This is a genomic window from Nocardia vinacea NBRC 16497 (genome assembly GCF_000308835.1).
Classification (GTDB): domain Bacteria; phylum Actinomycetota; class Actinomycetes; order Mycobacteriales; family Mycobacteriaceae; genus Nocardia; species Nocardia vinacea.
The window spans coordinates 83,748-95,987 of record NZ_BAGN01000085.1 but is presented as its reverse complement, the minus strand read 5'-3'; the positions used below and the strand labels follow the sequence as shown (position 1 = coordinate 95,987).

The 12,240-nt window shown below is 66.5% G+C and carries 8 protein-coding genes; 5 read left to right on the top strand and 3 right to left on the bottom strand.

Features of this window, described 5'->3' with window-relative positions; all coding sequences use genetic code 11:
- Window positions 1-2 precede the first annotated feature (2 nt).
- On the bottom strand, window positions 3-1,265 hold the full coding sequence (locus tag ON44_RS11050; protein ID WP_040688839.1) for an adenosylmethionine--8-amino-7-oxononanoate transaminase: 1,263 nt from the start codon (window positions 1,263-1,265) through the stop codon (window positions 3-5).
- Between the two features lie 199 nt (window positions 1,266-1,464).
- On the opposite strand from ON44_RS11050, the gene ON44_RS11045 reads away from it, so the two are divergent.
- Window positions 1,465-2,394, top strand: a complete 930-nt coding sequence (locus tag ON44_RS11045) for a bifunctional helix-turn-helix transcriptional regulator/GNAT family N-acetyltransferase (RefSeq protein ID WP_040688836.1) — start codon at window positions 1,465-1,467, stop codon at window positions 2,392-2,394.
- Between the two features lie 2 nt (window positions 2,395-2,396).
- Here the strand turns inward: ON44_RS11045 and ON44_RS11040 are convergent, their stop codons facing one another.
- A complete protein-coding gene (locus tag ON44_RS11040; protein WP_040688721.1) occupies window positions 2,397-2,834 on the bottom strand; it encodes a MarR family winged helix-turn-helix transcriptional regulator in 438 nt (145 codons plus the stop codon).
- Window positions 2,835-2,864: 30 nt separating this feature from the next.
- Here ON44_RS11040 and ON44_RS11035 point away from each other — a divergent pair, with 30 nt between their 5' ends.
- Genes ON44_RS11035 through treY form a run of 3 tightly spaced genes read left to right on the top strand, consistent with a single transcriptional unit; the run spans window position 2,865 to window position 8,055 of the window.
- On the top strand, window positions 2,865-3,410 hold the full coding sequence (locus ON44_RS11035; protein WP_040688720.1) for a cupin domain-containing protein: 546 nt from the start codon (window positions 2,865-2,867) through the stop codon (window positions 3,408-3,410).
- A gap of 59 nt (window positions 3,411-3,469) precedes the next feature.
- Entirely contained in the window at window positions 3,470-5,590 is a 2,121-nt protein-coding gene (gene glgX, locus ON44_RS11030) for a glycogen debranching protein GlgX (RefSeq protein ID WP_040688719.1), read from the top strand.
- A gap of 50 nt (window positions 5,591-5,640) precedes the next feature.
- Window positions 5,641-8,055: a malto-oligosyltrehalose synthase gene (gene treY, locus ON44_RS11025; protein ID WP_051181886.1), complete on the top strand. Its 2,415-nt coding sequence runs from the start codon at window positions 5,641-5,643 to the stop codon at window positions 8,053-8,055.
- Here treY and ON44_RS11020 read toward each other — a convergent pair.
- The gene (locus tag ON44_RS11020; RefSeq protein WP_040688715.1) at window positions 8,041-9,225 is read right to left on the bottom strand and encodes a T6SS phospholipase effector Tle1-like catalytic domain-containing protein; all 1,185 of its coding nucleotides are present in this window, start codon (window positions 9,223-9,225) and stop codon (window positions 8,041-8,043) included. The two genes, treY and ON44_RS11020, sit on opposite strands and share 15 nt — an antisense overlap.
- A 183-nt stretch (window positions 9,226-9,408) precedes the next feature.
- Here ON44_RS11020 and ON44_RS11015 point away from each other — a divergent pair, with 183 nt between their 5' ends.
- Window positions 9,409-12,234 (top strand): ATP-binding protein, encoded by a 2,826-nt coding sequence (locus ON44_RS11015; RefSeq protein ID WP_245567100.1) that lies wholly within the window; start codon window positions 9,409-9,411, stop codon window positions 12,232-12,234.
- The last annotated feature ends 6 nt before the right edge of the window (window positions 12,235-12,240 follow it).

The following is a 12,240-nucleotide window of genomic DNA, read 5'->3' as shown; positions in this document are numbered from 1 at the left end:
CTTCAGGCCTGGGCGGCGGCGACGATACCCGCGGTGATGCGTTCGATGTCCTCGGTCGTGCTGATGAAGGGCGGCATGGTGTAGATCAGATCGCGGAAGGGGCGTAGCCAGACGCCCGCTTCGACGGCGGCGTGGGTGGCCTTGCGCATATCCACCGGATGATCGAGTTGCACGACGCCGATCGCCCCCAGCACCCGCACATCCGCCACCCCGGGCAGCGAATGCGCCGGGGCCAGACCGGCTTTCAACTCCGCTTCGATACGGGTCACCTCGGCGCGCCAATCCCGTTGCAGCAGTAGCTCGATCGAGGCCACCGCGACCGCACAGGCCAGCGGATTACCCATGAAGGTGGGACCGTGCATGAGGCCACCGTGCTCGGCGCTGATGGTCTCCGCGATCCGGGAGGTGCACAGCGCGGCGGCCAAGGTCAGATACCCGCCCGTGAGCGACTTGCCGACACATATGACATCCGGACTCACCCCGACGTGATCGGCCGCGAAAAGCGCTCCGGTGCGCCCGAATCCGGTCGCGATCTCATCGAAGACCAGTAGCACCCCGTACTCGTCGCACAGGCGCCGCAGGTCGGTCAGATACCGCGGATCGTGCCAGCGCATCCCGCCCGCGCCCTGTACGACCGGCTCCACGATGACGGCCGCGAGCTCCTCCGCATGCGCGGCCAGCAACCGTTCGAACTCGGCCACGTACTCGGCCGAATACTCGCGCGGCGGTGCCGGTGCGAAGATCTGCTCGGCGAGCACATCGGTCCACAGCGCGTGCATGCCGCCCTGCGGATCGCACACGCTCATCGGCGTGAAGGTATCGCCGTGATACCCGCCGCGCCAGGTGAGCAGTCGCCGCTTGTCCGGCTTACCCGCGGCGCGCCAGTACTGCAGGCACATCTTCACCGCGACCTCGACCGATACCGAACCGGAGTCGCACAGGAATACCTTGTCCAGACCGGCGGGCGTCAGCTCGACGAGCAACTTGGCGAGTCGGGCTGCCGGTTCATGGGTGAGCCCGCCGAACATCACATGACTCATCCGCTGCGACTGCGCGACCAGGGCGGCATCCAGTACCGGATGCCGATAGCCGTGGATGGCGGCCCACCACGAACTCATCCCGTCGACCAATTCCCGACCGTCGGCGAGGGTGAGCCGGGTTCCGGAGGCACCGGAAACCACCAGCGGTTCGGTCGTCGCGGGAAAGCCGCCGTAGGGATGCCAGACATGTTCGGCGTCGATGGCGGTGATTTCGTGCGGGGTCAGGGGGACGGCAGTCGGCGGAGCCGGCGGGGTGGGTGAGCTCAGTGCCACAGGATTCCTCGGGTCGCGTGACAGCCCTGACGGGGCTTGAACAGTGTTCAAGTTACCACTCGAGCTGCGCGCGCACGATCTCGCGTCGAATTCCACACCGACACGACCGTTCCGACGTATTCTTTGACTCAGTCAAAGATTGGGAGCCGCCGTGACCACAGTTGCCGCCGCCGATATCGACGCCGTGCGCGAATTCAACCGCCGCTACACCCGGGTCATCGGGGTGCTGCGGGAGGGCCTGCTGGACAGCGAATACTCACTCACCGAAGCGCGAATCATGTTCGAACTGGCCAACTCCGGCGCCAGCGAGGTCGTCACGCTGCGCCGCACGCTCGACCTGGACCCCGGCTATCTGAGCCGCATCCTGGCCCGCTTCGAAAAGGACGGACTGGTCCAGCGCAATCGCTCCGAAAGCGATGGGCGACGCCAAGAGGTTCGGCTGACCGACCGCGGCAGGGAGATCTTCGCCGCGCTCGATCAGCGCTCGAGCGCCGAAGTCGGTTACCTCCTCAATGCGCACAAACCGGCCGAGCGCACGCGACTGATCACCTCTATGCGCACCATCCAGCGCATTCTCGACGGACCAGGCCTCGGCGAATTGGTGCTCCGCGCGCCGAAACCCGGCGACTACGGCTGGGTCATCCAGCGCAATGCCGCGCTCTACGCCGCCGAATACGGGTGGGATGCCAGCTACGAGGCACTCGTCGCCCGCATTGTCGCGGACTATCTGGACGACCACGACGAGCATCGCGAACACGCCTGGATCGCCGAATACGACGGCGAGCCGGTGGGCTGCGTCTTCTGTGTCGCGGAGCACGAGACCACGGCCCGACTGCGGCTACTGCTGGTCGAGCCGACCGCGCGCGGCCTCGGCGTCGGCTCCGCATTGGTCGATCGCTGCGTGCGGTTCGCCACCGAGGTCGGCTACCGCGACATGGTGCTGTGGACCAACGACATCCTCACCTCCGCGCGGCATATCTATCAGCGCGCGGGTTTCGAACTCGTGGAATCGAATCCGCACCACAGCTTCGGCCACGATCTGGTCGGCCAGACCTGGCGACTGACACTGCCGACGCGGTGAACTCAGTCGATCAGCGCCTCGTGTACGCGGCTCAGCGATTGCCGCAGCTCAGCCACCCCTCGCTCGCTCAGAGTCGCCACCAGCTTCCGCTCGATCCGCCCGATCCGCTCCGCCGCCACGCCGAGCGCCGCACGCCCCTCGGCAGTCAGCACTACGAGCCGTGCCCGCCGATCATCCGGGTCGATCTTCCTTTCCATATACCCGCACCGCTCCATATGCGTCACCAACTCCCCCATCGACTGCTGTGTCATGCCCGCCTCCTCGGCCAGCGCACTGATACGCGACCCCTCCGGTGCCAGATAGCGGAACACCGCGTAATGCGCCGGGCGCAGATCGTCGCGCAGCGCCGCCCGCAATTCCCGATTCAGCTCGCGTTCGAAGGCGTGTGTGGCCTGACCGAGCAGCTTCAACAAGGTGGTGTGAGGTTCAACCGTTGACACATTACAAAGGTTACCTTTATATCTGGAGATATGGGAGACACACTCACCTTCCGCAACGGCCACCGCATCACCCTCGTCGAACGCGGCGAGGACGAGCGTGGCCCCTACCTGCGGCTGGAACATCAACTGCCGGAAGCGGACCGGCAGGCGGGCCGCCATTGGCATCCGATGCTCAGCGAATCGTGGACCCTGCGTCGCGGTCGGCTCCGCTTCAAGATCGATGGCACGGAAACCGTTGTGCATCCGGGTGATTCGCTCACCGCGCCACCGCGCGCGGTACACGAGTTCTGGAGCGAGGTACCCGATACCGTCTTCGATCACGAGATCCGCCCACCGCTGCGGCACTGGGAGATGTTCCAGCTGTGGCACAACCTCGACGCCGCACACAAGACCACCGTCCGCACCCGGATGCCGCGCGACCCGTTGGCGCTGGCATTGCTGTGGGATTACCAGGACGGCTATCTCGCGGGCATCCCGGTCTGGCTGCAGCATGCGGTATTCGGCGGACTCGCCCGGTTGGCCACCCGGATCGGCTACCGGCGACGCTGGCTCGAAACAGGCCCCGACCAGGACTGACTCGCCCGGCCGCAACCACCCGCACGGATGGCGATCGAGCTGGCGCTAGTGTCGTTGACATGGCTCAGCCCGACGCAGCGCCCGGTGAGGTGACACCCCTAGGTGTCTGGCCCGGCACCGCCTACCCACTGGGCGCGACCTATGACGGCGCAGGCACCAATTTCTCGGTGTTCTCCGAGGTTGCCCACGCAGTCGAACTGTGCCTTATCGCCAGGGACGGCACCGAAACCAGAGTGCCGCTGGAAGAGGTCGACACCTACGTCTGGCACGCCTATCTCCCGACCATCGGACCGGGCCAGCGCTACGGCTTCCGGGTGCACGGACCCTACGATCCCGAGCACGGATTGCGCTGCGATCCAAGTAAATTGCTGCTCGATCCCTACGGCAAGGCGTTCGACGGCGAATTCGACAACGACTCCTCGCTCTACACCTACGGACAGGATTCGCTGGGGCACACCATGACCGGCGTGGTGATCAACCCGTTCTTCGACTGGGGCGCCGACCGTCCACCGAATCGGCCCTACCACGAGACAGTCATCTACGAGGCGCACGTCAAGGGCATGACGATGACGCATCCCGACATTCCCGAGGAGTTGCGCGGGACCTACGCCGGTATCGCACATCCGGCGATCGTGGAACATCTGAAAGAACTCGGCGTCACCGCGATCGAGCTGATGCCGGTGCACCAATTCGTGCACGACCGCGTCCTTTTGGATCAGGGCCTGCGAAACTACTGGGGCTACAACAGCTTCGGCTACCTCGCCCCGCACAACGAATACGCGGCCAGCCCACGCGGCGGTGCGGCGGTCACCGAATTCAAGGCCATGGTGCGCGCACTGCATGCCGAGGGCATCGAGGTGATCCTCGATGTCGTCTACAACCACACCGGCGAGGGCAATCACCTCGGGCCGACCCTGGCCTTTCGCGGGATCGACAATGCGGCCTACTATCGGCTGGTCGACGAGGACCCGTCGCACTACATGGACTACACCGGCACCGGTAACAGCCTGAACGTGCGCCACCCACATACGCTGCAGCTGATCATGGACTCGCTGCGCTACTGGATCCTGGATATGCACGTCGACGGGTTCCGCTTCGATCTCGCCGCCACGCTGGCCCGGGAACTGCACGATGTCGACCGGCTCTCGACCTTCTTCGATCTGGTGCAACAGGATCCGGTGGTCAGCCAGGTGAAGCTCATCGCGGAGCCCTGGGATGTCGGCGAGGGCGGCTACCAGGTTGGCAATTTCCCCGGCCAGTGGACCGAATGGAACGGCAAGTACCGCGACACCGTCCGCGACTACTGGCGCGGTGAACCCGCCACGCTCGGCGAATTCGCCTCCCGGCTCACCGGATCCTCGGATCTGTACGAGGCCACCGGACGCAGGCCGAGCGCGAGCATCAACTTCATCACCGCACATGACGGCTTCACGCTGCGGGATCTGGTGTCCTACAACGAGAAACACAACGCGGCCAACGGCGAGGGCAATCGCGACGGCGAGAGCTACAACCGCTCGTGGAACTGCGGGGTGGAGGGCCCCACCGACGATCCGGAGATACTCGCATTGCGCGCCAGGCAGAGTCGCAATCTGCTGGCCACGCTGGTGCTCAGTCAGGGCACCCCGATGCTCGCCCACGGCGACGAGATGGGCCGCACACAGCAGGGCAACAACAATGTCTACTGCCAGGATTCACCGCTGGCCTGGATGGATTGGTCGCTGATGCAGACGAATTCGGACCTGTTCGAATTCACCAAGCGGGTGATCGCACTGCGCACGGCGCATCCGATATTCCGACGCCGCCGCTTCCTTGCGGGCCGGCCGATCCGCTCGAAAGAGCACGCCCGCGATATCGCCTGGCTCACTCCGGCGGGTGAGGAGATGACACCCGCCGACTGGGACAGCGGTTTCGGCAAGTCGCTGACGGTCTATCTCAACGGCCTCGGCATCAACGAACCCGGCCCGCGCGGCGAACGCATCACCGACGATTCGTTCCTGTTGTGCTTCAACGCCCACGACAGCGGACTCGACTTCGTACTGCCCGATCCGGATTACGGCGCCCAATGGGCTGTCGCACTGGATTGTTCGGTGCCCGACGGCCGCGCCGACGCCACCTATCCGGCGGCGAGCACCGTCGCCGTCCCCGCCCGTTGTCTGCTCGTCCTCCACTGCCCCGCATAACCGAAACGCCGATGCCCGAGACGCCGAAGATCGAGACGCCCAAGTCCGATATGCAGACCCATCACACCGATCCCATCTCCCGCGGCCGCACCCCGGCCCGGCAGACGACGGTCCGCAGCACCTACCGACTCCAGCTGCGCCCCGACGCGTTGACCTTCACCGATGCCCGCGCGATCGCGGAATACCTACAGCAGCTGGGTATTTCGCATCTGTACCTGTCGCCGATCCTCACCGCGACGGTCGGTTCGACGCACGGGTACGACGTCACCGATCCCACCACGGTTTCGGCGGCCCTCGGCGGCCCGGCCGGACTCAAGGCGCTCGCGGACGAAGTGCGCAGCCGCGGTATGGGTTTGATCGTCGATCTGGTGCCCAACCACGTCGGCGTGGCCGATCCCCGGCAGAACCCGTGGTGGTGGGATGTGCTGCGCAACGGCCGCGAATCACAGTTCGCGCATTTCTTCGATATCGACTGGAGTGCGGGCAACGGCGCGGGCGGGCGGCTTGCGCTGCCGGTGCTGCAGAGCGAAAACGATCCGGCCGCACTGACGGTGGACCGATCCGGTTCGGAACCGATGCTGGCACTGCACGATCTGCGCTTCCCCATCGCGGCGGGCACCGACGGTGACAACGCCCTGCGCATCCACGACAAACAGCACTACCGGCTGGTCAGCTGGAAGGCCGGACTGTGCACCTACCGCCGGTTCTTCGCGGTCGGCAGCCTGGCCGCGGTGCGCCAGGAGGATCCCGAGGTCTTCGAGATCACCCACCGCGAGCTGGCCGCATGGTGCGAACACGATCTGATCGACGGCGTGCGGGTCGACCATCCGGACGGATTGTCCTATCCCACCGCGTATCTGACGAAGCTGCGCCGGCTCATCGGCCCGCACCGGCTACTACTCGTGGAAAAGATCCTCGCCAACCGCGAACCGCTGGACGCGACGCTGCCGGTCGACGGCACCACCGGCTACGACGCCCTGTCCGACTACGGCGGCGTACTGATCGACCCCGACGGCGAACAGACGCTGACCGAACTGTCGCGCAAACTCGCCGGGCACGGCAGCGACCGCGCCTGGATCGGCGAAACCGAACACCGCATCAAACGCGCGGTGGCGGAGAACATCCTGGCCCCCGAGATCCGGCGCCTGGTCGCCGCGATCAAGCGCGACGCGCATGCCGAAAGCTTCGACACCATGGCATTGACCAATGCCACCATCGAGGTGCTGGCCTTCATGCCGGTCTACCGGGTGGATTACGCGCCGCTGGCGGGTATGACCGGCGCGGTGGTCGCCGAGGTGGAGAAGCGCAACAGCGAACTGACCGTACCGCTGAGCGTGCTGGTGGCGGCGCTGGCGTCCGACGGCGAGGCGGCCGTTCGATTCAGCCAGGTCTGTGGTGCCATCACCGCGAAGGCCGTCGAGGACACCATGTTCTATCAGGCGGCGCGACTGGTATCGCTGCAAGAGGTAGGCGGCAATCCGGCCCGATTCGGCCACTCGCTCAACGAATTCCACCTGTCCAATAGCGAACGCGCGCAACGCTGGCCAGCGACCATGACCACACTGTCGACGCACGACACCAAGCGCGGCGAGGATGTGCGCGCCCGGATCGGGGTGCTGTCCCAGGCCGCGGAGACCTGGGCGCGTGCCGTCGAATCCTGGCAGGAGATCACCCCCGGTCCCGACGGTGCGACGACATTGTTCCTGCTGCAGAACATGTTCGGTGTCTGGCCCGCCGACGGCCGTCCGGCCTCGTCCGTGGCCGGACTGCGCGAGCGACTGCATCTGTTCGCGGAGAAGGCGATTCGCGAAGCCGGTGTCCACACCTCCTGGGAGGAACCGGATGTCGAATTCGAGAAGAAGGTGCACGGCTGGCTGGACGCGGTGATCGACGGGCCGGTCGGCTCCGAAATCGGTGATCTGGTGCACGAACTCGCCCCGCACGCCTGGTCGGATTCGCTGTCACAGAAGCTGCTGCAGCTGTGCGGGCCCGGAATTCCCGATATCTATCAGGGCTGCGAGCTGTGGGAAGACACGCTCGTCGACCCGGACAACCGCCGCCCGGTGGATTTCGCGGCCCGTGCCGGACTGCTGCAATCACTCACCGGTACACCGGCTCTGGATACCACCGGCGCGGCCAAGATGTGGATCGTCGCCTATGCGCTGTGGTTGCGCCGCGAACGTCCGGACTGTTTCGTCGGCGGCACCTACCTGCCACTGTTCGCCACCGGCGAGCAGGAGAGCAGGCTGGTCGCCTACGCGCGCGGCCGGGCCGGTGAGACGCCCGAGGTGATCGTGGCCGCCACCCGGCACAGCCTCGGGCTGGCCGAAACCGGCTGGGCCGATACCACTTTGGAGCTGCCGCAGGGCAACTGGACCGACCGGCTGACCGGCCACACCTTCCAGGGCCGGGCCCGATTGGAAAAGCTGTTCGCCCGGCTGCCGGTGGCGCTACTCGTGCGCTGAGGGCTCCTCCGGGGTGATCGCGGTTACCGTGCCGGTCTTCTCGATCAGCGTCTCGGGCACCATCCCGTCGTTGTCCTTCAGCCAGCGCCGCAGATTCGCGGGTCGGTAGTCCGTGGCGTCGTGCACGGTGGAAGCCAGGCGCACGCCGCGGTCCCCGTCGGTGTACAGCCGTCGCCAGGAATCCCAGTAGAACCGCGGGTTCCTCGGCTGACGAATGGTGCGCAGCACATTGAGGATTCGGTATCCGATGCCGAGCGAGCGATGCAATTCCATATGCTTCGCACCCGCGGCCGCGCACCGCTGGGACACCCCCTCCAGCCGGTCGCGGTCGAAGACGAGTCCGACCGCCTCGGCCTGTTCGACCATCCAGCGCAGTGTGATATCGGAGAGTCCGCATTCCTGGTAGCCGCCGCCGATATCGCTGTGCACGCCCTCGAACCAGACCTGCTTCACCCGGTCGTAGTCGTGGGAGTACTTCACATCCGGTTCGATCGGCACCTCCCAGAGGCACGGTTCGAAATTGCGTCGCCGCTCATCGAGCGCCAGTGCCTGGCGCGCGCAGTAGACATTGCGCCCGAGCTTCACATCGTGGAACCGGTGCCGCAACGACGTCAGTCCGGGCACGCCCAGTGCGCCGACGGTATCGAAGACCCCGATGAAGTCGATCTTGGCCGGAGCATCCCAGCAGTTCTCCTTGCGGAAGTCGATCCACTCCTGCGGCTCCTTCGGATCCGGATTCTCCGGGGTCCGCTGCGGCGCGGGCTGATGGTGAATCCGCAAGGCGTCCGGGTACTTTCCCTCGATCATCGCATCGGGGGTCATGATTCCGATCCGGCCGATCAGACCGGCAAGGCTACGGGCGGTGAACGCACCGCGGCTGAAACCGAAGATGTAGATCTCGTCCCCCGGCTGCCAGTTCAGTGCCAGATGCCAGTACGCCGAGGACAGATTCGCCTCGAGTCCGAGTCCGAACGCACCACCCATCAGGCGGTCGGCCAGGAAGCCGCGTGCGCCCGGGCCGGATACGTAGCTGACCCACTGCGGGATCGACTCCCCCAACGGTCCCGGCGCCTCGTACCGGATCGTCTGCGCGATCTTGATGATATTCGATACCGTGCTGCTGGATTCGGCCTTCCAGGTGCCGTCGCAGCAGACCACCAGTCGTTTCATGGATAGATCCTCCGCCCCGATTACCGTCGAAACCTGCGTACTCGACTACCCGAATCATCGACGGTTCGACGCGGGATGTTAATGAAAATGTTGTCTTTCAACGCAAAAGACCCGCGCCGAGCGGGATTCTCGCGAGTACTCTTGCGCGGCTACAACCAGGTGGGGTCCCCGAATAGGGATGGGATGACGAGGTCGGGGGTCGCACCGAAGATGCCGACACCGATGGTCACCGCACATCCGATCGGCTTCCATCGAAGCGTCGACGAAACAGGTATCGGTCACTCGGGTTCGGTCGGCGGTTACGGTGAGCAGATGCTCCACGGAAGAGAAGTCGAACAAGCTCGGATCGATCGGCTTCTGGAGGCGGCTCGCGCCGGACGCAGCGCGGCACTCGTGGTGCGCGGCGAGCCGGGGATCGGAAAGACGGCGCTGTTGGATTATGCGGCGGCGCAGGGGATCCCGGCGGTGCGCAGTGCTGGAATCGAGTCCGAGGCGGAGTTGCCGTTCGCGGGGCTGCATCTGCTGATCAAGCCGGGAATGGCACTGGTGGACGGGTTGCCCGCACCGCAGCGGGACGCGCTGCGCGGGGCGTTCGGTCTGGCGCAGCATGATCCGGCGGATCGGATGTTGATCGGGTTGGCGGTGCTGTCACTGCTGGCCGAGGAGGCGGCCGAAGGGCCGCTGCTGTGTTTGATCGATGACGCGCACTGGCTGGATCGGGCGACGGCGGAGACGCTGCTGTTCGCGGCGCGGCGACTCGATGCCGAGGGCGTGGTGATCATCTTCGCGACTCGGACCGGCGAGCAGGATTTTCCCGCGCCCGGCCTGCCCGAACTCGCGCTGACCGGCCTGGCGCAGGAGTCGGCCGCCGCGCTGGTGGACAGTCGCGGTCCGGATCTTTCGCCCGCCATTCGATATCGGTTGCTCGCCGAGGCGGGCGGTAATCCGCTCGCGCTGCTGGAGTTGCCCGCAGTGCTGGCCGCCGAGGGCAACGATTCCGGTCACGGGCCGAATCCCCTGCCGCTGACACAGCGGCTCCAGGTGGCATTTCACGGCCAAGTGTCCAGGCTGCCTTCAGCCACCCGGACGTTGCTCCTGATTGCGGCCGCGGCGGGCACCAACGATCTCACCACGGTGCTGCGTGCCGCCGACGAGCTCGGGGCGCAGCTATCGGACCTACAGCCCGCCGCGGACGCCGGGTTGGTCGGTAGTGATGGCGTGAGCGTGAGTTTCCGCCATCCCCTGCTGCGTTCGGCGGTCTACCAGGGTGCGCCGCTGACGCAGCGGCTCACCGCGCACGCCGCCCTCGCCACCGCACTGACCGAACCCGAGAACGCCGACCTGCGCGCCTGGCATCTGGCCTCGGCGGCGACCGGACCGGATGAGACCACCGCAGCAGCGCTGGAGGAAACCGCCGATCGCGCGCGTCGGCGCAGCGGCTATTCCGGTGCCGTCGCCGCGTACGAACGTGCCGCAGGTTTGAGCACCGACGCGTTTGCCCGCGTTCGACGGCTGGTGGCTGCGGCCGAAACCGCCAGTGAGGCGGGACAATTGGACCGTGCCAGCCGCCTGGCCGATCGCGCGGCCGGTTTGAGCACCGACCGAATGCTCGGGGCCCGACTGGACCTGGTTCGTGCCACCGCGGAATTCGGTGCGGGCAAACCACTCTCGGCGCATCAGCTATTGCTCGCGGGCGCCGATCTGGTGCGCACCGACGATCCGGCCCGCGCCGCGCGCATCCTCATGCAGGCGGTGCACACGGCCTGGTACCTCGGCGCACCGGAACTCGCCGAGATCGCCGCGCACATCAACGCATTGGACCTGCCCGACGCCGAACCGATGACGCCCATCGCCCGCTACACGGTCGCGGGCATCGACGGCCGATTCTTCATCGACCTGCGCGACGCGGCCGCCGCCGCCCGCCGCAACGGTGCGGACAGCCCGCGCGATCTGGTGCAGATGTGCGGCGTCGGGCTGGTCGTCGGCCAGGACGAACAGGCCGCGGAGCTGGCCCAGACCCTCATTGCCGAATGCCGCGACCAGGGCCGCATCGCCCTGCTGCCGACCCTGCTGTTCTTCCGCGCCGAAACCGAACTGTTCCTCGGCCGACCGCGCGAGGGTCGTATCGCCGCGCTCGAAGGACTGCGGGTCGCCGAGGATATCGGGCAGCGGCATTGGCTCAGCCAGATGTCGAGCTATCTCGCCTATCTGGCGGCATTGGAGGGGGGCGAACAGGCTTGCCGAGAGTTGGTCGACCGCGCCCTCGCCGAGGAATTCGGCGGTGCGGCCGCGCCCGGCGCACCGTGGACGCAGGCGGCGCTCGGCGTGCTCGATCTCGGCCTCGGCAGGGTCGACAGCGCGCTGTCCCGGCTGGAGCTGTTGACCGTGGAACCCGCCCGCCACCACGTGATCGGTCTGCGCGCCCTGCCGGACCTGATCGAGGCGGCGGTACGCATGGGCAGCCCGGAGCGAGCGGGTGACGCGCTGGATCGGCTTCGCGGCTGGGCGAAAGCCTCGCAACAAGGGTGGGTCACCGCGCTCGTCGAGCGCTGCCTGGCATTGACCGGGCCGGAAGCCGAGGCGGAGGACCACTTTCAAGCCGCACTAGGACACGGCGGGCGGCCCTTCGAACAGGCCAGAACCCAATTGCTGTTCGGTGAATGGCTACGGCGCAACCGTCGAAAGTCCGAGGCGCGCAACCAACTTCAGCCCGCCCTGGAAACGTTCGACCGCCTCGACGCCGCACCGTGGGCCGAACGCACCCGCACCGAACTCGCCGCCCTCGGCATCGGCACCACAGCCCGCCCCACCACGGGCGTCCTCGCCCGCCTCACGCCGCAAGAACTCCAGATCGTCCGCCTAGCCGCCCAAGGAATGTCCAACCGCGACATCGCCGCCCAACTCTTCCTCAGCCCCCGCACCGTAGCCCACCACCTCTACAAGGCCTACCCCAAACTCGGCGTCCTCTCCCGCACCGAACTCCCCACCCTCCCCCTCGACGTCGCCTAATCCTCG